Genomic DNA, 19,913 nt, shown 5'->3' with positions numbered 1-19,913 from the left:
CGGGCTCCGCAAGCTCCACCCGCTCCTCAGGGAGCAGGGGCAACGCGGGCTCCGCAAGCTCCGCCCGCTCCTCAGGGAGCAGGGGCAACGCGGGCTCCGCAAGCTCCGCCCGCTCCTCAGGGAGCAGGGGCGGGCTCAGTCGTCGAGGTCGTCGAAGTTGTCGATCAACCCGCGGCGCCGGGGGCGGTCGTCGGTGTCCTTGACCCGCTCACCGAGGCGGCGCCGGAGCTGCATGCCGATCAGCACGACGTTCACGACGACCACGGCGATCCCGACGGCCACCCAGAACCACCGGCCCTCCTGCCACCAGCCGACGGTCAGCCAGCCGATGCAGAAGATGAGGATGGTCGCGCCGACGATGGTCAGCGTCATCGAGAACGTCTGCGCGCTCCGCGAGAAGTCGGGGCCGGTGGTCACGTCGATCTCCCTGGATGGTGGACGGCTGAGTGTCGCGGCCGTCCCGAAGGTAGGAGTGTCGTGGTGAACGGCGAGGTCAGGACTGGATCACCATGACCACCGCGACGAGGACCGCCACCACCACTATCGCAGCGACCACGAGCATGACCTGCTTCGGGCCCGGCATCTCGCCTCCGGTGACCAGCGCGCGCGTCGTCCGTCGCCATCGCCAGGCCCCGAGTACGGCCAGCGAAGCACCCAGCCCGACCATCAGGACGCCCAGTGCGACGTCGATGAGCGGGGTGGTCTCGTCGGGCGACAGGTAGACGACGGCGATCCCGGCCGCCATGAATCCGAGGGCGGTCCGGACCCACGCGAGCAGCGTGCGCTCCGCGGCCAGGGTGAACCGGGCGTCCACCGCGCCCGGGGGTCTGGTCTCCAACTCGTCGGCGTAGGCGGTGCCCGGGTTCGCCGGGGTCGGGGTGTTCACGTCGTCAGCCGGCGCGCTTGCCCGTTCGTTCGTCAGTGGTCTTGCCCTCTCGGATCGCGTCGGTGGCGAAGGCCGCGGTCACCTCGACCGCGTCCAGTGTCTCCGGGTGATGCGAGCTCAGCACCGGAAATGCATGGATCTGCCAGGCGTAGATGTGGGCCACCGCGGTGACACCCGCCTCGTCGAGCGATTCGACGAGGTCGATGACGTCGGGCTCGAGCATCTCCCCCTCGGCCGCGACCAGGACGGTCGGCGGAAACGACGCGAGGTCGGCGTCGACGATGCGTCGCACACCCGAGAGCGGGATCGGGCCCCTGTCGAACTGCGGCGCCAGCCGGGCCATCTTGGTCTTCGGCAGGTAGGCGTCGGAACGGCTGGACCGGTCCGGATGAGTACCCAGATCCATGTCGAGCAGCGGCGAGAACCCGACCAGGGCCGCCGGGGTCGGGAGGTCCCGGGCCGCGACCGCCTCGACCACCTTGGCGGCCAGGAAACCGCCGGCGGAATCCCCGGCGACGATGACGCGACGGAACCCGCGCTCGTTGATCAGTTCGGCGTAGGCGTCGACCGCGTCGACGACGGACGTACCGACACCCGCCTTCGGCAGCTGGCGGTACTCGAGCGAGAACACCGGCACCTCACACGCCCGCGCCATCCGCGCCGCGATCGAGCGGTGCGTGCCGAGCCCGCACACCACGAAGGCGCCACCGTGCAGATAGAGCATTGCCGTGTCGCTGTCCCGGCGCGACGGCCCGACCGGCATGATCAGTTCCGCAGGCCGGCCGGCGAGGACCAGTTGCTCGCGGACCACGCCCCGGGGCTTGGGTCCGATCGCGATGAGCCGGTCGATGAGGAAGAGACCGGCGAGTCCCGGCTTGTTGACCGGCCACAACGCCAGGGTCGGCTTCAGGAGCACACGTGCACCGAGCCACATGGGGAACGACCGCAGGCTGGGCCGACGGTGGTGAACGATGGGCATCAGATTCCTCCTGGCCCGAAACTACACCTCGGAGCCACACGTTTCAGTCCGTTCATCGGCGACCGCGTTCACTGTGTCGAGGCCGGTCGGTCACCTTCGTCGGCTATATTCTCGGACTCGTGACCCCATCGCGGATGTGCCCGGCAGGTGCCGGTTAGGTGCCGATCCCACCCCAGTTCCTGCTGTCTGCGCAGGCAGACCCCCCTCGCACCCTCTGCGACGTACTCACCGCCACCGCCCGTGCACACCCGGACGCGGCGGCCATCGACGACGGCGAGATGACCCTGACCTACGGCCAGTTGCTGGCCGTGGTCCGCCGCACCGTCGCGCGCCTCGGCGAGGCCGGCGTCGGGCGTGGCAGCCGGGTCGGCATCCGGATGCCCTCGGGCTCGCGAGACCTCTATGTCGCGATCCTGGCAACCCTCTACGCGGGCGCCGCCTACGTGCCGGTCGACGCCGACGACCCGGACGAACGCGCCGAGCTCGTCTTCGGCGAGGCCGACGTCGACGCCATCGTCGACGCGGACGGACCCCGTTCGACGAGAACGGGGTCGACCGCTTCGACGCCTGCGGAACCCCCGGCCCGCCCCACACCCGACGACGATGCGTGGATCATCTTCACCTCCGGGTCCACCGGCAAGCCCAAGGGCGTCGCGGTCACCCACCGCAACGCCGCGGCCTTCGTCGACGCCGAGGCGGCCATGTTCCTCCCGGACGCCCCGATCGGCCCCCACGACCGGGTCCTGGCCGGGCTGTCGGTCGCCTTCGACGCGTCCTGCGAGGAGATGTGGCTCGCGTGGCGCAACGGCGCGTGCCTGGTACCCGCACCGCGCTCGCTGGTACGCAGCGGCATGGACCTCGGACCGTGGCTGGTGGCGCGGGACATCACCGTCGTGTCGACGGTGCCCACGCTGGCCTCGCTGTGGCCGCCCGAAGCCCTGGAAGCGGTGCGGCTGTTGATCTTCGGCGGCGAGGCCTGCCCGCCCGAGCTCGCCGACCGGCTCGCCGTCCCGGGCCGTGAGGTCTGGAACACCTACGGCCCGACCGAGGCGACGGTCGTCGCCTGCGCCGCACCACTGGGCGGCGGTGGTCCGGTACGCATCGGATTACCCTTGCGCGGTTGGGATCTCGCCGTCGTCGACGCCCAGGGCCAACCGGTGGCCGAAGGCGAGGTCGGTGAACTGGTGATCGGCGGCGTCGGCCTGGCCCGGTATCTCGATCCCGCGAAGGATGCGGAGAAGTACGCTCCGATGCCGACGCTCGGCTGGGAACGTGCTTACCGCAGTGGCGATCTGGTGCGGCTGGACACCGCGGGCCTGCTGTTCATGGGCCGCGCCGACGACCAGGTGAAGGTCGGCGGCCGGCGCATCGAACTCGGCGAGATCGACAACGCGCTGCAGAACCTGCCCGGGGTGAGTGGGGCAGCGGCCGCGGTCCGCAAATCCGCGGCCGGCAACAGCCTGCTCGTCGGTTATCTCGTGTCCGCCGACCCCGGCTTCGACGTGGCCGGCGCGCACGCCGAATTGCGGCGCCAACTGCCCGCCGCCATGGTGCCCACTCTTGCCCTTGTCGACGAATTGCCCACGCGCACTTCGGGAAAGGTTGATCGTGATGCGCTGCCCTGGCCCCTGCCAGGCAGCGGCAGACCAGTGGATGACGACGTAGAACTCAGCGAGACCGAGCTGTGGCTGGCGCAACTGTGGACCGATGTCCTCGGTCTGACCGTCTCCAGCCCCGATGTCGACTTCTTCGCCGAGGGCGGCGGATCACTGGCCGCGGCACAGCTCGTCACCGCTGTCCGCGAACGGTATCCCGACATCTCGGTGGCCGATCTCTATGACCACCCGCGCCTGGGCTCCATGGCCGAGATGCTCGACGCCCGGCGCCCGACGACGAGCATCGACGAACGCCACATCGAACCGACCCCGCGCTCGGCCGGGCTGGCACAGCTCGCACTGACCCTCCCGCTGACGACGCTCACCGGACTGCAGTGGGCGACGTGGCTCGGCGTGGTCAACAACCTCGCGGTCCTCACCGCCGAGCGGATGGACCGCACGGTCGAGTGGCTGGTCGAGATCAACTGGTGGGTCCTGCTGGCGGCGTTCCTGGTCTTCATCACCCCACCCGGACGCATGTGCATCGCGGCCATCGGCGCGCGAGTACTCCTCGCCCGCGTCTCTCCGGGCGTGTACCCACGCGGCGGCAACGTGCACGTGCGGCTGTGGGTGGCCGAGCGGCTCCTCGACGCCAGCGGTGCCGCCAATCTGTCCGGGGCGCCGTGGATGATCTATCTCGCGCGGGCGCTCGGTGCGACGATCGGGCGCGGCGTCGACCTGCACACCATCCCACCGGTGACAGGGCTGCTCACGGTCGGCGACGGCGTGTCCGTCGAACCCGAGGTCGACATCTCCGGCTGGTGGATCGACGGCGACGACGTCCACATCGGTGAGATCGCGATCAAACGCGGGGCGTCGATCGGCGCCCGGTCGACGCTCACCCCGGGCGCGGTCGTCGGACGCGACGCCGTCGTCGCCCCCGGGTCGGCGGTGTTCGGCCGGGTCAAGGCCCGCCAACACTGGGCCGGTTCGCCCGCGGTCAAGATCGGGAAGGCCGAACATCCCTGGCCCGACCACCGGCCCCCACGGGCGACGTGGTGGGTGCCGGTCTTCGGCCTGTCCTCACTGGGGCTGGCCGCGATCCCGTTGATCTCGCTGGCGTCGGGCCTGGCGGTGATCGGGTCCTGGGCACTGACCGCGGACCGCCTGCGGGACGCCGGGATTCGCGCGCTGATCCTGCTGCCCGCGGCCACCGTCACGAGTCTGTTCGTGTTCGCCGCGATCACCGCGGCCCTGGTCCGGCTCGCCTCGCTGGGCCTGAACACCGGCTACCACCCGGTGCGTTCCCGCGTCGGCTGGCAGGTGTGGATCACCGAACGCCTCCTCGACGCCGCGCGCACCTACCTGTTCCCGCTGTACGCGAGCCTGCTGACACCGATCTGGTTCCGTATCCTCGGCGCGAAGGTCGGTGCGGGGACCGAGATCTCGACCGCACTCGTACTCCCCCGGTTCACCACCATCGGCGACGGCGCCTTCCTCGCCGACGACACGATGGTCGCGTCCTACGAACTCGGTGGCGGCTGGCTGCACATCGACGAGGCGAAGATCGGCAAGAGGTCCTTCCTGGGCAACTCCGGCATGACCGGTCCCGGCCGCAAGGTCCCCAAGAACGGTCTGGTGGCGGTGCTCTCGGCGACGCCTGACCGGGCGAAGTCGGGGTCGAGCTGGCTCGGCAGCCCGCCGGTACGTCTGCGCCGGACCGCCGCCGAGACCGACACCTCGCGCACCTTCGAGCCATCGGCCACGCTGAAGGTCGCCCGCTCACTCATCGAGACGCTGCGCCTGGTGCCCGTCATGGTGTCGTTCGGGCTGGGTATCGGCCTGCTGCTCGCGCTGCAATATGTGGCGGTACACGTGCATTACGGGGTCGCAGCCCTGGTGAGCGGCCTGCTGCTGCTGGTCGTCGGCGCGATCGCCTGTGTCACCGCCGCCGCGGCGAAATGGCTCGTCGTCGGACGCATCAGGGTCAGCGAGCATCCGTTGTGGAGTTCGTTCGTCTGGCGGAACGAATTGTCCGACGCCTTCGTCGAAACCGTTGCGGCCCCCTGGTTCGCCAACGCCGCGACCGGTACACCGATCCTCAACCTGTGGTTGCGGATGCTCGGCGCGAAGATCGGTCGCGGCGTCTGGTGCGAGACCTACTGGTTGCCGGAGGCCGACCTCGTCACCCTCGGCGACGGCGCGACCGTGCAACGCGGCTGCGTGGTGCAGACCCACCTGTTCCACGACCGGGTGATGGCCATCGATCGCGTCACCCTGGGCGCGGGTGCGACCCTCGGCCCGCACTGCGTCGCCCTCCCCGCATCCGGACTCGGCGACTCGGCGACCGTCGGACCCGCGTCGCTGGTCATGCGTGGTGATGTCGTCCCGGCGCACACCCGCTGGCAGGGAAACCCCATCGCTCCCTGGCCGCGCTGACGGGGGTTCGACAAGCTCAACCGGTAGAGGGAAGCTCAACCGGCAGAGGGAAGCTCAACCGGCAGAGGGAAGCTCAACCGGCAGAGGGGTGCGATCAGACCGCGGCCTCTCCGGCGGCCGGCTGCTCGACCTTCTTGGGCAGCGTGAGGAGCGTGGCGATCGACAGGGCGACGAGCATGATGCCGCCGACCCATGCGAGCACCTCGAGCGAGAACGCGGGCAGCACCATCATCACGATGCCGGCGATGATCGCGACGACGCCCGACAGGATCAGGAACCAGGTCGGGGAGTGACCGGACTTGGTGATCGCCGCGTACAGGTCGGCGACCCCCTGGAAGATCCAGCCGATCCCGATGAACACCGCGAGCAGCCACACGGCATCGCCCGGGCTGAACAATGCGATCACGCCGGCCAGCAGCACGATTGCGCCGACGACGCCCAGCATCACTCGGACCCCGGTGCTCAGGAACGATGCCGCGAAGGCCTGGTAGATGCGGAAGATGCCGGCGATGATCAGCGAGATCGCGAACAGCAGCGCGACGACGACGATGGTCGGCCCGGGCCACAGAATCGCGATGACGCCGATCACGATGCCGACGATCGACGTGATGATCAGTGCCGTGCGCACGGCACCGACCAGTTCGTCGGGGAAGTGTTTGGTGTACACCGTGGCGAAAGTCATGGTCGGAGGTTATCCGGCACTGGAGGATTCGGCGCGCTATTCGCGCAGGAGTGGCACAAACCCGACCGTCGTCGTCGATGCGGGTGAACAGGGGGTAACAAGTAACGATGACCACTATCGCTTTCTTCGAGCCGATCAGCGGCACCGGCCGGCCTGACGAGGGAATCCGGTACCGACCGACCACCTTCGCGGCCAGCCTGTGGGCACCCGGCACCCTGAACGGTCCGGCGGTGTGCGGACTCGCCGCGCGTGCGGTCGAGACCGAGTTCGGCGACGACGAATTCGTACCAGCACGGTGCACCATCGACCTCTTCAAGGCGGCGCGCGACATCGTCACCTCGACGCGGGTCCGCCTCGTCCGGTCCGGCGGACGCATCCGGGTCGTCGACGTCGACGTGGTGCAGCATCCTGAGGGCTCCGACGAGGTGGTCGTCGCCCGTGGTACGACCGTATTCCTGCGCACCTCGACCAACCCGCCTGTACAGCGGTGGCATCGATCCGCGGACACGACCACCTTCCGCCCACCCGAGATCGCCTCCGACGACGACCTGTCACCCCGGTTCGCCTCCGACGCCGCGGACGACACCATCGGCGAGTGGGAGCGGGACATGGCGAACCACCAGAACGGACGCCGTAAGCGGATGTGGTCCCGTGCCGCGCCCATCGTGGCGGGAGAGAAACTCACCCCGTTCCAGCGCGCCGTCATCAGCGCCGAGTCCGCGAGCCTCGTGTCGAATTGGGGCACCAGCGGCATCGGCTTCATCAACTGTGATCTGACCGTCGCCCTGAGCCGGCTGCCGTCGGGTGAGCGGGTCGGCGTCGAGGCCGACGCCCACATCGAGGACGACGGTGTCTCGGTCAGCAACGCGGGCCTCTACGACGCGGACGGGATGTTCGGGACCGCGCTCGTGACCGCGGTGAACAACGCGGCGGCGCAGATCGACTTCACCACTGTGGACACCTCGGAGCGGTACCGGGAAGCCTGAGCCCGCACTTCTTGAGCCTCGCGAAGCACCGTAGTGCACCTCACACATATATCTCAGGTCTTGATAAGGTCACGGCCATGACACGGCGCCTCTCACGGCTCTTCCTGGGTCTTGTCGTCTCCGTATTGGCCCTGGCCTTGACGACCACCCTGGCCGCCTCACCCGCGCACGCCGCCCGGTATGCCAATGGTCCGGCGACCATCGTCAACCGGTTGACCGGCCCGTTCGCGATGAACGACACCATCGGGCGGTTCAACATCGTCGGTACCGATCTCGGTGTCATGTGGGACAACGGTCGCGGCGAGATACTCACCGCGTTCGGCGACACCCAGTCGTTCAACGGGTGGTCCCTGTTGTACGGCGAACTCTTCTACTGGCGGTCCAACGTCCTGCTCCGCAGCACCGACAGGCATCTGAACGACGGGATGACGTTCACCTCGCATGCCGGCCGCCCCGGCCATGCGAAGCGTCTGCTGAAGCCGAACGTCCGCCGCGAGGTCACGATCATCCCGACCGCGGGTGTGGCCGCCAACGGCAAGCAGTACATGACCGTGATGTCGGTGAAACGTTGGGACTCGCCCGGCATCTGGACCACCAACTGGGCCGGTCTGGTGTCCTCCGCCGACAACGGGGAGAACTGGCGTGCGGTGAATTCGTTCCGTCCCAACGGGGGCGGCAACAAGAAGTTCCAGATGGGCGCCTTCCTCAAGGTCGGCAAGACCATCTATTACTACGGGACGCCCGACGGACGTTGGGGCGGGGTCTATCTCGCACGCGTCGACGAGAAGGACATCGAGAAGCTCGGGAAGTGGCAGTACTTCTCCTACGGCAATTGGGTACCGAACAACCCCGATGCCGCCACCCCGGTGATGGGTGCGCCGACAGGCGAGCTGTCGGTGCAGTGGAACGACTACCTCGGCAAGTACATCTCACTGGCCAGCCAGGATGTCGGCGTCACCCTGCGCACCGCCGACAAGCCCTGGGGCCCATGGACTTCCGGCGAGATCGTCGCACCCTCGGTGGACCCGTACACGGGTTACGCACCCTACATCCACCCGTGGTCGAAGGGCAGCACCCTCTACTTCACCTACTCGATCTCCATCGGGTACCAGGTCTACCTGATGCGGCTACCGCTGCGCCGCGGCTGACCTACCACTGCCCACCCCCGACACGTCGGGAGATGGACATCACCGTCCCGTGTCGGTCGGTTCACGCGAATCCTCCCAGCCAGTCGTCGATGGCTTGGGCGACTTGCGCCGCGGATTCCACGGGGGCGAGATGACCGACGCCGTCGAGCGTGACCAGGTCGGGACGGCCGGGTAGTAGCTGTTGTAACCGGGTGGCTTGCTCGACGGGAATCCATGGATCGTCGGCGCCCCAACCGATGCGGGTGGGACACCGTACCTGTGACAGTCGTTCCACGACGGGCCTGGTGTGCTCTGGTCGCAGGGCCGCGATCTGCCGATAGAAGCCGGCTTGGCCGTTCCCGCCGAGCCATGGCTGGACGAGCGCATCGAGCTGCTCTGCGGGCAGTCCGTGGGGTATGGCTCCGGCGATGTACTCGCGTACCAGCGCGGCGTGCAGCGCGTCGGGAAGTTGAGCAAACACCTCTGGATGGTCAGCGACCAGGCGGAAGAACGGTGATCCCCATGGATCGAGGGTCACGATGTCCCAGAGAAACAACGATGAATACCCGCAATCGCGGAGTAGATGTGCGCCCAACGCGACCGCACCGCCGATGTCATGAGCAACGACATGCGGCCGGGAAACGCCCCACAACGACTGCACCTGGGCGAATCTCGACATCTGGGCTGTCAGGTCGAGTGGCGCATCGGGGGTGATCGATTGGCCGTATCCCGGCATGTCCCATAGGAACACGCGGTGATCGCGGCCGACATGGCGGGCTACCTCAGCCCACACATGCGCAGACCACGGGGTGCCGTGACACATCACAACCTCTCCAACGGCCCGGTGCGTGGGCTCGAAAACGTACGTCGCAACACGTATTCCGTCGACAGTGAGGTAGTGCGGCCGCGGTAGTTCGGTGTCCATGAGTCAGAACTCGACCTCTCTGGGGTATCGGGATGGATAGACCGCCACGCGCGAACTCAGCGGTGGTTGCTGCACTCAGGTGCGCCAAGAGGGCGTCAGTGCTCTATCGCCTCGGACGCGGGGGTGTCGTCGCAGCTGCGGGCGAGGTCGGTGCGGCACCGGACCGAGTGAAGCAGTGTGCATGCAATGCCGCAAGTGTGGTGCGTACCGCCAGCTCGGCGGCACTGTCATCGAGTAGTGTTGTGGTGGTGAGAAATTGGTAGTACAGCGGCGATGACAGGTGGCGTACGACGGCTGTCACGTCGGTGTTTGCGGGAACGTCGCCGCGGTCGATGGCGTCGAGGATCGGTAGCGACCATTCCTCGACGCGTCGCCGGTAGAACTTGGCCAGTGCGGTCTTGGTGTCCCGATCGTGGGTGGCTGCGGCGATCAGCGCAGCGAACAGAGGCCCTTGACGTGGGTGTGTGAGCGTCCGTACGAGCAGTTCGGCGTTGGCGCTCAGGTCGGCGTCCAGATCACCGGTTCGTGTCGCGGACACCGATGCTGTGGCCATGTCATCGAGCAGGTCGGCCACCAGCGCTTGAGGCGTCCCCCACCGGCGGTAGATCGTGGTCTTTCCCACCCCCGCCGACCGAGCGATCGAGGGCAGGTCGATTCCGGCGAAGCCGTGCTCGATGAGCGCGTCTTCAGTCGCGGTCAGCACCGCCTTGCGTACTGCAGCGGTGCGCCCGCCGGGGCGAGCAACGACCGGATGAACAGCGACCTGAGCGGCACTCGGGCGGGACTGAGCCATGACTCGATACTACGACCGCGCTCGCCTTATCGGGAACCAAGTTCCCTTTATGGTGTTCGGCAGGTATTGTTGCTAATGGTTCTGTTGTCCCGTTAAGGAGTGGGTATGGAGTATCGGCAGGTGGGCCGTTCTGGTCTGGTGGTCTCGGAATTCGGTTTTGGTGCCGCCACATTCGGCGGACGGGGTGAGTTCTTCGGCGCGTGGGGAGACACCGACGTCGTGGCCGCGCGCCGGCTCGTCGATCTGTGTCTGGATGCCGGTGTCACCCTGTTCGACACAGCTGATGTGTACTCCGACGGCGCATCCGAGGAAGTGTTGGGTGCAGCACTACGCGGTCGGCGCGATCGTGTCGTGCTGTCGACGAAAGCCGCGTTGCCCATCGGCGCGGGCCCATCCGATCGCGGGACCTCCCGCACGCGGTTGATCAACGCCGTCGACGCAGCGCTGCGGCGCCTCGACACCGACTGGATCGACCTGTTTCAGCTGCACGCCTTCGATGCCGCCACCCCCCTCGACGAGGTCACCGACACCCTGGACGTGCTCGTGCGCAGCGGCAAGGTGCGCTACACCGGTGTGTCCAACTTCTCGGGCTGGCAGTTGATGAGTTCACTGTCGACCGCCGACCGACGCAACGCCCCACGGCATGTCGCTCATCAGGTGTATTACTCGCTGATCGGGCGCGACTACGAATGGGAGCTGATGCCACTCGCCGCCGCCGAGGGCGTCGGCGCGATCGTGTGGAGTCCCCTCGGTTGGGGTCGACTGACCGGACGCATACGGCGCGACGCGCCCCTGCCACCGACGAGTCGATTGCATTCCACCGCAGACGCCGGCCCACCGGTCGATGACGAACACCTCTACACCGTGGTCGACGCCCTCGACCACGTCGCCGAAGAGACCGGTCACACCGTCGCCCAAGTCGCCCTCAACTGGCTCAGCCGCAGACCCACCGTGTCCAGCGTGATCATCGGCGCCCGCAACGACTCCCAGCTCCTGGACAACCTCGGCGCGGCCGGATGGTCACTGACCACCGAACAGGTCCGCTACCTCGACGACGCCTCAGCAGTCGAGGCGCCCTACCCCTATTTCCCCTACCGACGACAGGAAGGCTTCGCCCTGCTCAACCCGCCCACCGTGTAACACACGTTCCGGCGGACGCCATGGAGACTGTTCAGCTCCCCTTGACGCTCATTGCCCCACCACCTCCTCGCGCACAGAACCTTTGATCGAGACGCTACGAGGGTGGGGGCGTCCGCGAGCACGGTATGGCCGGTAAGCAGGGGGCGGCGGCCACGATGCGATTTCGAGGGGCGTGGACGTGTCGATGTCTGCGATGGTCCCTTTCGCGAGACCATCACCGGAAACTCGGCAATGCCGGGTAGTTTCGCGATCCCCCTAGTAGGCCGGAGTTCACCGTGTCTGGGTGAGGGCCTTGCTTGCTTGCTCGCGAAGCGCCGCGGTGAGCGACGCCAGATTCTGGGAGGATTGCGAGGTCCGGCGGATCGCAATGGATATCGTCCGGCTCGCGTCTGGGTTACTCAGTGGCACCGGAACCACGGTGCTCGGGAGTGGGGCGCGCCCGAGCCGGGGCAGCGCGGTGATGGCGAGGCCGTGCTCGACGAAGCTGACCAGAGAGGCGAACTCGCTGGCCTCGTAGATCGCTGTTGGCCGAAGGGCGAGAACATTCTGATGGCTGGTAAACCAGTCACGGTAGGTAGGATCTTCGCGGGGCGTGAGCGCCCACGACTGCTCGGCCAGATCCTGCAGCGTGAGCGAAGTTGCTCGTGCCAGCGCATGCTGCGCGGGCAGGAGGACGTCGACGGGGTCGACACCGAGAATCTGCTCGTGCACGATCTCGTCATCATGCGGTCGGATCGCTCCCCACTCCTTGATGATCGCGGCGTGAAGACGGCCCGCGCGGAGCAGGTTCAGAGCCTCGTCCGGCTCCAGCTCGCGGGGTCGAATCTTCAGGGCCCGGTAGTCCTCGGCGAGCTCGGCGATAGCGGGAATGAGCAGGCCGCGCAAGCCCGTGGGAAAAGCGCCGACGTCGATCGAGCCAGATGGGACAGACGTTGTGCCATCGGCGAGATCGTCGAGTTCCAACAGCAGGTGACGGCCACGCTCGACCAGGGCCTGCGCGCGATCTGTGAGCATGATCCGACGCCCGGTCCGCTCAACCATGGCTGCACCCAGAGCCCTCTCCAGGCGTCGAAGGTGCTGGGTGACGTTCGACGGGCTATACCCGAGTTCTCGCGCTGCCCCCGTCACGCTGCCTACGTCAGCGACCGCTACAAGCACCCGTAGACCGAGGACATCAATCATTCAGACAAGGTAAACGATCATAGGGACGGTTGCGAAATAGACATGAATGATTTCCCGGCCGCAACATGATGCGTGTGCAGAACGCAGAAGGAGAAGATCCGCCTCGCCGGGCGGTTTGACGCTGGTGAAAGTGTGCCTTTTTCAATAATCCGACCCGAAAGGAACGCGTTATGGACACCTCCTCACTATTGGCGGCCGGTTGGGATATCAATCCCAATGGCACTGCAGACTGGGTGCCGTGGGGCGAGGGCAACCTCGCCAGGGCCAAGGTTCTCGCTTCCGGTGACGGCTACATGCTCGTGTTTGTCGAGGCGCGGGCGGGTTACAGCGGTTCGCCGCACGAACACACCTCGACTGAGTTCTCGTATGTGGTGAGCGGGCGCCTGCGCAATCAGGGCCTTGAGATGACCAGCGGCGGAGGCTATGTCGCAGCCATCGGCTCACACCACGACGACTTTACGGTTCTGGAGGATGCGACGTATCTCTCGGTGTTCCGAATCTAGTTCTGGTGGTGCCAGTCTGACTCGAAGTTGTCTACCGGTGACCGCTAGCCGCCTCCGTCACGCCAGGTCTGCGTCGCCTGCCAGCACACGAATACATGATCACCGCGGTCGTCGGCAGTACCGCTCGCACGCAAGTGCCCACCCGCGCGCGTCGTTCGATCACCCGACTCAGTAACACCCAGCGAGGCGGGGGCGACCATCATCACAGGGGGTTCGATGTAGCAAAGTATTGCTGCACTTCCTTCCATCTTTGCTTCTTCAACAGTGAGGACCCACCCATGCTCCACCGCATCCGAGCAACCGTTGCCGGGATCGCCATGGCCGGCGCCGCAGCAGTATCGATCGCCATCGCTCCGACAGCATCAGCGACCCCAGACCCCGCAACCCCGGTCGCCGCACCGGAATTGACGTTCGCCCTCCCGGCGATCAGCGGCCCGAATGTCGGCCCGGGCTATGTGGGAGGTGGATTGTTTCGCCAGACCCTCGTGACCGCCCGACCCGCCGCCGGATCATCGGTGTCATTCGCGGTCGCCAACCTGGCGCACTACAACACCTTCTACGCCTACCAGTACGTGCAAGTGGCGTGGCGCAACCTCACCACCGGTGCAACCGGCACGGTGAACCTGAGGCACTGGCAGCGACCGAACTTCGCCCTCGGCACCATCCCCCTCACGGGATACCCCTCCACCCTGCCCACCACAGCATCAGCACCGACCGGGGCAGGACCCGTCGTAGCGACCGTGACCGTACTGCGCGAGCAGTACAGCGGCACCGTGGCCAACAACATCATTCCCGGCCTCAACGCACTCCTCGTGCCCTAACCCCTACGACCCACCACACAGACAGCAAGGGGCACAACCGATGAGGCATATCCGCACACTCACCGCCGTCGCGGCCGCCGCCACGGCACTCGCACTGGCCGGCTGTACCAGTGACCCCACCGACACCCCACCCCAGTCACCGTCAGCGTCGAGCAGCGCAGCCACGGGCAGCACCAGCACATCGGCGGCCGGTGAATCCACCGCAGCTCCCGGCGGTACCCCAGGCGCCGAAACCGGCATCGACGCCCCGGATCAACCGCAGCCCACCGAGGTGAGCGGTCCCGCACCCGACCAGGGAGCACCCCCAGCCGCCGAACGCCCGACCGACCCCAACGAACCCTCAGCCGCAGGCACCTACTGCGGCGCCGGCTACAACGGCCTGGCCGTATGGGCCTTCGGACCCGACTGCGCCACCGCCCAATCGGTGTCATCGGCCCTGGGCGCCCAACGCACCGCCGGCGCCCAGTTCCCCATCACAGTCACCGTCGCCGGACAAAATTGGGGCTGCTACCAAGGCGGCACCACCGTGCCCTACATGGAATGCTCCGGCCTCGGCGCCGTCCGACTCACCTCCTGAGACACCTCCTCAGCGTCCGAACCGTCGTGGCTGTGGTCGACCCAGGCGCGCCAGATCCGATTGCCGCGTGAGACAACGCCGAACTCCCCGCGCTCAGGTCACGTGGGGGGGGCTCAGCCCTCGCCGGCGATGGTGAGCACGACCAGCGGGATGGGGCGCTCGACCTTGGACTGGAAGTCCGCCAGCAGTGGGTTGTTGGCCAGCACCCAGGCTGCGAACTCGTCATAGTCCACGCCTTCGAGCACCTTGCCGGCCCCCTGGTGGGTTTTGTTCCGGAACTCGATCCTGACCTGTGGATTCGCTTTGATGTTGTACCACCAAGCCGGGTACTTGTCCTCGATGAACGAGCTCACGTACATGGTGTCGCCGCGGTAACAGGGTCCCAGTGGAGTCGTGTGTGGCTTCCCGCTCTTGGCCCCGATGGTGGTGAGCAGGATGAGGTCGACGCCTGCATAAGCGCCGGCCACCTTGCCCGCGTTCTCACGAAACTCCTTGATCACATCATCGTTCCAGTTGGCGATGCCGCCCTCTTGTTCCCACGCCTGGTTCCACGGCGCGTTCGGATCGTCGTAGTCGGTGATATTGGTCTGATCGGGCTGTCCTGCAGTCGGTTCGCTTCACTCATGATCCGAGTGTGTCGTCGAGTTAGGACAGTTACGGTCCTAACTCAGTCGATACGAAAACTCGTCCTGCCGCCTGTCGGTAGGTGACCCACCGACACGTCGGGGCGGTTGACGTCCGTTTCCGGACACAACCGCCCCGGCGTCGTCGGTTGGGGCGATCAGCTCTGGCCGAGCATCCCCTTCATCTGGTCGATCTCGGCCTGCTGGGCCCTCTTGACCTCTTGGGCAAGGGCTTTCGTCGCGGGGTCGACGCCGTCGGCGAGTACCGCATCGGCCATCGCGATGGCGCCTTCGTGGTGCCGGATCATGCCCTCGAGCCACAGCCGGTCGAACTCCCCACCGCGTGCGTCGCGTAGGGCGGCCATCTGGTCCGGGGTGAGCATGCCGGGCATCGCGGAGTGACCGCCATGGCCCATGTCCCCATGGCCCATGTCCCCGTGGTCGTCGCCCGGCTCGCCCCAGCTCTCGAGCCGGTCCTCCATTTGCTCGATCTCGGCGTCCTGGGCCTTCTCGATCGTCGACGCGAGGGCGATCAGTTCCGCGTTGTCCGTTCGGCCTTCGACGAGTTCGGCCATCATGACGGCCTGGCGATGATGTCCGATCATCGTCGAGGTGAATTCGACATCGGCCTCGTTGTGAGCGGCCGACGCAGGCGCGGAGGTCGTCGCCGACCCGGGGGTCGAGGTGGCACCGGCTGTGGTGCCACCCGGCGAGTCGTCCGGCGAGCACCCGGCGACCGCGATGAGTGCCGCCGCGGCCAGCCCGATTCCCGCCGCTGCCCGGGTACGGCGTCGAGATGTGTTGTACGTGTGCATGAGTGAGTTCCTTGCTGCTGTCGGAGTATCCGGCGGGCGCGACGGCCGGCCGGATGGGAGAGAGATGAGGACAGAGCGGACCCGGCGGTCCGCAGACGCTCGTCTCAGCAGCGGATCACCTGTAGTTGCAGATGGGAGTAGATGGCCCACGGCGGTGGCCGACCCAGGACTGTCGTTCGGCGGCGAGCGATGTCGGCGATGCGCGGCAGCGCCGCGAGCGACCAGACGAGGAGGACGAGCACCACGGCCGGGAGATCGACGCCCGCCGCGCGGATGAAGACGCAGTCGTGCGAGTGCTCGCCGCAGTCGTCGGTGTCGGTCATCTCCGGGCCGGTCATCTCCGGCGCGGCGCTCATCGTCGACGACCCGGTGTGCGCCGAATGACCGGCGTGGTGCGACATCCCGCTGTCGCCGCCGGAAGGCCCGGCCTGGGAATGACCCGCTGCCGAAGCGGACGATGCCGGCGAACCCGCGTGACCCGACACCACCGTGTGCATCAGCATCACGGCGAGCGCGAGCACGAGAACCAGCCCGCGGCGCCGGCGTACGGCACCGCGACCGGTTCCACGGCGGCGGCTCACGGTGCCAGGTTACGAGCTCACGACGCCGGCGTCGACGCCCTGGCGCCGTCGGGGACCGAATCGTCTCCCGATTCCCCCGCAGCCTCTTCGGCAGCCCGCCGTCGTTGTCGTGGGATCAGTATCTTGCGGTCGATGACCAGGTAGGTTGCCACCACCGCGGCGGCCAGCGCCCACCCGAGCACGATGTCAAAGATGTAGTGCTCGGCGGTGTACACCAGGGCGAACGCCATCGCGAAGGCGTAGCCCATGAACAGTGTTTTACCCAGCGCCTTCACGCGTGGCCACATGAAGAGGGCCAGGAGCATAGTCAGACCGGCGTGCAGCGACGGGATCGCGGCCACCAGATTGGACTTGCCCTGACCGACCTCGACGAGGTTCGAGGCCGCGTGGATGTTGAGGAAGCCCCAGCCCCGCGCGGAGATGCGTTCGACGTAGGGATTGGCGTCCGGGTACGCGTTGTCCAGCGGCCCGAGCAGCCCGCCGGGTTCTTTCGCCTCGGGCGAGTACATGCAGATCGGGTCGCGCGGGAAGTCCTGGACCTCGGCCGCGGTGCATCGCGCGGCGGCCCACGGCGGAGCACCCGGGACGAGGGTGTATCCGACGAGGGCGAGAAAAGTCGTCGCCACGAAGCACGCCGCGTAACGTCGCCATGCGGCCCGGTCCTTCAGCCACAGCACCGCCGCGACCGCGTACGGAATGATGAAGTAGGACATGTAGACAACGCTGACGATGACCTCCCACCAGGGCGGGGTCGCCTGCTTGAGGTTCTCCTGCAGCCACGCCGTGGGATTGACACCACCGGTCAGCCAAGCGTCGAAATCGATCGCCAGATGCCAATGGGTGGGCATGTCGACGATGCGCGCGACGTCGCGCGTCCAGTCGTAGAGGATCAGGATCAGCGCGAACGGCGCCCAGTCGATGAGGATCGTGATGAACTTGCGCCGGCCTATACAGGCGGCGGCGAGTCCCAGGCACATCAGGACGATCAGTCGCGTGCGGTCGAATGCGAGGCCATAGAGCGCGACGTGCACCGCCATGAGCACGACCCAGGCGCCGATCGCGATGCGCCGGACCATCGTCAGGTCGCGGCGGCTCTCCGGGTCGGCCTCCATCTCGGCGGCCGCGGCCAAGTCGTCGAGGACCGGATTCACACCCGCGGGACCGGTGTCCTCGCGATCAGCGTCCTCACGTTCGGTGTCCAGCGAGGGGTCGGTCTCGGCGGTCGTCTCGGGATTCTGGCGCTCGTCGCGCTTTGAAGGTCTGCCCGGCTGCGGGACGCCCATCGTCTCGTCGACACTCACCCGACACAACCCCGCCTGTCACACCCCGCAGGGCAACCACCCACTTAACCTGCCGTCAGTGTAATGGCCATCTCTTGTTGGCGAGCGACCCCGACGGTCAGGCATGTCGGATTCGAGTGGTTTCGGCGCGGCGCCGCCCAGCCCACGCGCGCCGAGAGCGGTTTTCGCGGACGCCTCGCCCGACGGGGTGTTGTGGATCACACTGGACTCGTCGATCCCCTGAAGGAGGCCTCGGTGCCCAATCGCTACCTGCGCTACGGCGATCAGCGCTACATCATCAACAAAGAGGCGGAGGCCCGCCTCAACCGCACTCTCGACGCCGTGTACGCCGACGGGACCCGCGGTCACGAGTGGCTGAACCTCTATCACGACAGCGCGGCACCGTGCCGGCTCCTCATCGCACCCGGTGTGCCGATCACCATCGAGACCGAGCCGTGCATGGGTGAGTGACGCCCCGGACAGGGGTTCAGAGACGACGGGACGAATTCCGGCGCCCACGGCGTGTCCGCCGATCGACGTCGACGGGGGCGTCCGACCCTCGGTGAGGGCAACTATCGTTGTCGCATGCGCATCGGAGCACATCTTCGCGAGGACGCCGATCCCCTGGCCACGGCCGCCGAGCTCGGGATCGACGTCTTCCAGATGTTCGTCACGGACCCCCAGAGCTGGAAGAAGCCGCAGCCGAACCCCCGCGCGGCGGAGTTCCGCGAATCCGACATCGACGTCGTTGTGCACTCCAGCTACCAGATCAACGTCGCGAGCCTGAACAACCGGCTGCGGATGCCGTCACGCAAGGCCGTCGAACAGCAGGCCGCGGCCGCCGCCGAGCTGGGCGCCTTCGGACTCGTCGTCCACGGCGGGCACCTGCGCGACGGCGAGGACAGTGCCGAGGGATTCGCCAACTGGCGCAAGCTGTTCGACCGTCAGGTCGACAAGGGCGGCTTCGGTGTCCCGATCCTGATCGAGAACACCGCGGGCGGAGACCACGCGATGGCACGCACCCTGGAGTCGATCGACCGGCTGTGGGAGGCCGTCGGCGACTTCGACCAGGCAAGATTCTGCCTCGACACCTGCCATGCCTGGGCCGGCGGCGAAGATCTGGTCGGGCTCGTGGAGCGGGTCCGCCAGATCACGGGCCGGATCGATCTGGTGCACCTCAACAACTCTCGCGACGAGTTCGACTCTGGTCGCGACCGTCACGCCAACCTCGCGTCGGGGCACATCGACCCCGAGGTCCTCGTCGCGGTCGCCGAGGCGGCGGGCGCTCCGGTCATCCTGGAGACGCCCGGGGACGGCATCCCGGACGATCTCGCCTATCTGCGAGAGGCGCTGTAGGCGTTCACCTCACGAGGTCGGAACCCGCACCGGATAGGCGGCCACGTTCATGACGACCGTCCCCCGGCAGGGCCCGCCGTAGATGGTGGTCCGCCACACACCCTTCAGCGAGCCGTCGCTCTGGGGCTTGTAGGTCGCGACCGACCGCGCCGGCCGCCACACCTTGGGCACGCCCACCCCCTGCCAGCAGTCCCACTGCCAGCTGTAGCGATGCACCCACGAACCGTTCTGCCAGGTGTATCGCGGCGGCTGCGGCAACGTCGGATTGGCCGGCTTGGGACCTCCGACGACGGTCGCGACGCATCGGCTCCGCACGCAGTCGGTCGCGAAGGTGTAGTCGTCGGAGAAATCGGGTTCGCGCTGTCGGGCCGCGAGGCTGGTGCCGGTCTTGGACGCCGCGAACCTCTTGAGCGAGTACACGCCGTCCCACCTCGGCGTGGGCGCCGCGTCCGCGGGGGCGACGCTGACCAGCAGCCCCGCGGCCAGGGCGAGTACCGCGGCGACGACGCTAGCGGAGATGACCACGCCGTTTCGGCGTCCGGCGGTGCGGGCTCTGTCCATTCAGTCATTGGAGCGCAGATCCGGCCCGCGCGTCGGCGTTGGGAGATTCTCGTGTCGAAGTC

Annotated in this window: 21 protein-coding genes; 9 read left to right on the top strand and 12 right to left on the bottom strand. The window is 67.3% G+C overall.

Annotated elements, in window-relative coordinates; translation table 11 throughout:
• Positions 1-135 precede the first annotated feature (135 nt).
• From AMD30_RS11195 to AMD30_RS11185, 3 genes are all read right to left on the bottom strand, one after another.
• On the bottom strand, positions 136-417 hold the full coding sequence (locus AMD30_RS11195; RefSeq protein WP_014928301.1) for a hypothetical protein: 282 nt from the start codon (positions 415-417) through the stop codon (positions 136-138).
• Positions 418-493: 76 nt separating this feature from the next.
• The gene (locus tag AMD30_RS11190) at positions 494-886 is read right to left on the bottom strand and encodes a YidH family protein (RefSeq protein ID WP_055475676.1); all 393 of its coding nucleotides are present in this window, start codon (positions 884-886) and stop codon (positions 494-496) included.
• Positions 887-890: 4 nt separating this feature from the next.
• Positions 891-1,865 (bottom strand): alpha/beta hydrolase, encoded by a 975-nt coding sequence (locus AMD30_RS11185; protein WP_014928303.1) that lies wholly within the window; start codon positions 1,863-1,865, stop codon positions 891-893.
• A gap of 158 nt (positions 1,866-2,023) precedes the next feature.
• Here AMD30_RS11185 and AMD30_RS11180 point away from each other — a divergent pair, with 158 nt between their 5' ends.
• Entirely contained in the window at positions 2,024-5,899 is a 3,876-nt protein-coding gene (locus AMD30_RS11180; RefSeq protein WP_055475675.1) for a Pls/PosA family non-ribosomal peptide synthetase, read from the top strand.
• Between the two features lie 94 nt (positions 5,900-5,993).
• Here the strand turns inward: AMD30_RS11180 and AMD30_RS11175 are convergent, their stop codons facing one another.
• A complete protein-coding gene (locus AMD30_RS11175) occupies positions 5,994-6,581 on the bottom strand; it encodes an HdeD family acid-resistance protein (RefSeq protein WP_055475674.1) in 588 nt (195 codons plus the stop codon).
• Positions 6,582-6,688: 107 nt separating this feature from the next.
• On the opposite strand from AMD30_RS11175, the gene AMD30_RS11170 reads away from it, so the two are divergent.
• Positions 6,689-7,567 carry an acyl-CoA thioesterase domain-containing protein gene (locus AMD30_RS11170; RefSeq protein WP_055475673.1) on the top strand — a complete coding sequence of 293 codons (879 nt, stop codon included), beginning with the start codon at positions 6,689-6,691 and terminating at the stop codon, positions 7,565-7,567.
• Between the two features lie 77 nt (positions 7,568-7,644).
• Positions 7,645-8,715 carry a DUF4185 domain-containing protein gene (locus tag AMD30_RS11165; protein ID WP_055475672.1) on the top strand — a complete coding sequence of 357 codons (1,071 nt, stop codon included), beginning with the start codon at positions 7,645-7,647 and terminating at the stop codon, positions 8,713-8,715.
• 61 nt (positions 8,716-8,776) lie between these two features.
• Here AMD30_RS11165 and AMD30_RS11160 read toward each other — a convergent pair whose 3' ends face one another.
• Positions 8,777-9,517, bottom strand: coding sequence for an alpha/beta fold hydrolase (locus AMD30_RS11160; RefSeq protein ID WP_231632686.1), 741 nt, complete (start codon positions 9,515-9,517; stop codon positions 8,777-8,779).
• 205 nt (positions 9,518-9,722) lie between these two features.
• On the bottom strand, positions 9,723-10,412 hold the full coding sequence (locus AMD30_RS11155; protein WP_055475670.1) for a TetR/AcrR family transcriptional regulator: 690 nt from the start codon (positions 10,410-10,412) through the stop codon (positions 9,723-9,725).
• Between the two features lie 105 nt (positions 10,413-10,517).
• Here AMD30_RS11155 and AMD30_RS11150 point away from each other — a divergent pair, with 105 nt between their 5' ends.
• Positions 10,518-11,552: an aldo/keto reductase gene (locus AMD30_RS11150; protein WP_055475669.1), complete on the top strand. Its 1,035-nt coding sequence runs from the start codon at positions 10,518-10,520 to the stop codon at positions 11,550-11,552.
• A 270-nt stretch (positions 11,553-11,822) separates the two neighbouring features.
• Here AMD30_RS11150 and AMD30_RS11145 read toward each other — a convergent pair whose 3' ends face one another.
• Complete coding sequence (locus tag AMD30_RS11145) at positions 11,823-12,734, bottom strand: LysR family transcriptional regulator (protein WP_084817245.1); 912 nt, start codon at positions 12,732-12,734, stop codon at positions 11,823-11,825.
• A gap of 170 nt (positions 12,735-12,904) precedes the next feature.
• Between AMD30_RS11145 and AMD30_RS11140 the strand changes: the two genes are divergently transcribed.
• The 3 genes from AMD30_RS11140 to AMD30_RS25005 all read left to right on the top strand — a co-directional run bounded on the left by AMD30_RS11140 (position 12,905) and on the right by AMD30_RS25005 (position 14,635).
• Entirely contained in the window at positions 12,905-13,237 is a 333-nt protein-coding gene (locus tag AMD30_RS11140; protein ID WP_055475667.1) for a cupin domain-containing protein, read from the top strand.
• A 278-nt stretch (positions 13,238-13,515) separates the two neighbouring features.
• A complete protein-coding gene (locus AMD30_RS11135; RefSeq protein ID WP_055475666.1) occupies positions 13,516-14,058 on the top strand; it encodes a hypothetical protein in 543 nt (180 codons plus the stop codon).
• Between the two features lie 40 nt (positions 14,059-14,098).
• Positions 14,099-14,635, top strand: a complete 537-nt coding sequence (locus AMD30_RS25005; RefSeq protein WP_055475665.1) for a hypothetical protein — start codon at positions 14,099-14,101, stop codon at positions 14,633-14,635.
• 113 nt (positions 14,636-14,748) lie between these two features.
• On the opposite strand, the gene AMD30_RS11125 is transcribed toward AMD30_RS25005, so the two are convergent.
• From AMD30_RS11125 to AMD30_RS11110, 4 genes are all read right to left on the bottom strand, one after another.
• Positions 14,749-15,135 (bottom strand): nitroreductase/quinone reductase family protein, encoded by a 387-nt coding sequence (locus AMD30_RS11125; protein WP_010843363.1) that lies wholly within the window; start codon positions 15,133-15,135, stop codon positions 14,749-14,751.
• Between the two features lie 281 nt (positions 15,136-15,416).
• Positions 15,417-16,073: a DUF305 domain-containing protein gene (locus AMD30_RS11120; RefSeq protein ID WP_055475663.1), complete on the bottom strand. Its 657-nt coding sequence runs from the start codon at positions 16,071-16,073 to the stop codon at positions 15,417-15,419.
• Between the two features lie 104 nt (positions 16,074-16,177).
• The gene (locus tag AMD30_RS11115) at positions 16,178-16,654 is read right to left on the bottom strand and encodes a hypothetical protein (RefSeq protein ID WP_035717679.1); all 477 of its coding nucleotides are present in this window, start codon (positions 16,652-16,654) and stop codon (positions 16,178-16,180) included.
• Between the two features lie 17 nt (positions 16,655-16,671).
• Positions 16,672-17,955 carry a phosphatase PAP2 family protein gene (locus tag AMD30_RS11110; RefSeq protein WP_010843360.1) on the bottom strand — a complete coding sequence of 428 codons (1,284 nt, stop codon included), beginning with the start codon at positions 17,953-17,955 and terminating at the stop codon, positions 16,672-16,674.
• Between the two features lie 234 nt (positions 17,956-18,189).
• On the opposite strand from AMD30_RS11110, the gene AMD30_RS11105 reads away from it, so the two are divergent.
• Positions 18,190-18,405, top strand: coding sequence for a hypothetical protein (locus AMD30_RS11105; RefSeq protein WP_014928319.1), 216 nt, complete (start codon positions 18,190-18,192; stop codon positions 18,403-18,405).
• A gap of 114 nt (positions 18,406-18,519) precedes the next feature.
• A complete protein-coding gene (locus AMD30_RS11100; protein ID WP_055475662.1) occupies positions 18,520-19,290 on the top strand; it encodes a deoxyribonuclease IV in 771 nt (256 codons plus the stop codon).
• A 9-nt stretch (positions 19,291-19,299) separates the two neighbouring features.
• Here the strand turns inward: AMD30_RS11100 and AMD30_RS11095 are convergent, their stop codons facing one another.
• Entirely contained in the window at positions 19,300-19,851 is a 552-nt protein-coding gene (locus AMD30_RS11095) for a hypothetical protein (protein ID WP_010843357.1), read from the bottom strand.
• Between the last annotated feature and the right edge of the window lie 62 nt (positions 19,852-19,913).

Origin of the sequence: Gordonia sp. HS-NH1, assembly GCF_001418765.1 — a bacterium.
Classification (GTDB): Bacteria; Actinomycetota; Actinomycetes; order Mycobacteriales; family Mycobacteriaceae; genus Gordonia.
The sequence above is the reverse complement of the archived record's forward strand: the minus strand, read 5'-3'. Positions and strand labels throughout refer to the sequence as shown.

Excerpts from the sequence above, each read along its gene's own strand:
- AMD30_RS11185 (WP_014928303.1), bottom strand. The coding sequence starts at position 1,865 with ATGCCCATCGTTCACCACCGTCGGCCCAGCCTGCGGTCGTTCCCCATG.
- AMD30_RS11175 (WP_055475674.1), bottom strand. The coding sequence starts at position 6,581 with ATGACTTTCGCCACGGTGTACACCAAACACTTCCCCGACGAACTGGTC.
- AMD30_RS11170 (WP_055475673.1), top strand. The coding sequence starts at position 6,689 with ATGACCACTATCGCTTTCTTCGAGCCGATCAGCGGCACCGGCCGGCCT.
- AMD30_RS11165 (WP_055475672.1), top strand. The coding sequence starts at position 7,645 with ATGACACGGCGCCTCTCACGGCTCTTCCTGGGTCTTGTCGTCTCCGTA.
- AMD30_RS11160 (WP_231632686.1), bottom strand. The coding sequence starts at position 9,517 with ATGTGTCACGGCACCCCGTGGTCTGCGCATGTGTGGGCTGAGGTAGCC.
- AMD30_RS11155 (WP_055475670.1), bottom strand. The coding sequence starts at position 10,412 with ATGGCTCAGTCCCGCCCGAGTGCCGCTCAGGTCGCTGTTCATCCGGTC.
- AMD30_RS11150 (WP_055475669.1), top strand. The coding sequence starts at position 10,518 with ATGGAGTATCGGCAGGTGGGCCGTTCTGGTCTGGTGGTCTCGGAATTC.
- AMD30_RS11145 (WP_084817245.1), bottom strand. The coding sequence starts at position 12,734 with ATGATTGATGTCCTCGGTCTACGGGTGCTTGTAGCGGTCGCTGACGTA.
- AMD30_RS11140 (WP_055475667.1), top strand. The coding sequence starts at position 12,905 with ATGGACACCTCCTCACTATTGGCGGCCGGTTGGGATATCAATCCCAAT.
- AMD30_RS11135 (WP_055475666.1), top strand. The coding sequence starts at position 13,516 with ATGCTCCACCGCATCCGAGCAACCGTTGCCGGGATCGCCATGGCCGGC.
- AMD30_RS25005 (WP_055475665.1), top strand. The coding sequence starts at position 14,099 with ATGAGGCATATCCGCACACTCACCGCCGTCGCGGCCGCCGCCACGGCA.
- AMD30_RS11120 (WP_055475663.1), bottom strand. The coding sequence starts at position 16,073 with ATGCACACGTACAACACATCTCGACGCCGTACCCGGGCAGCGGCGGGA.
- AMD30_RS11100 (WP_055475662.1), top strand. The coding sequence starts at position 18,520 with ATGCGCATCGGAGCACATCTTCGCGAGGACGCCGATCCCCTGGCCACG.
- AMD30_RS11095 (WP_010843357.1), bottom strand. The coding sequence starts at position 19,851 with ATGGACAGAGCCCGCACCGCCGGACGCCGAAACGGCGTGGTCATCTCC.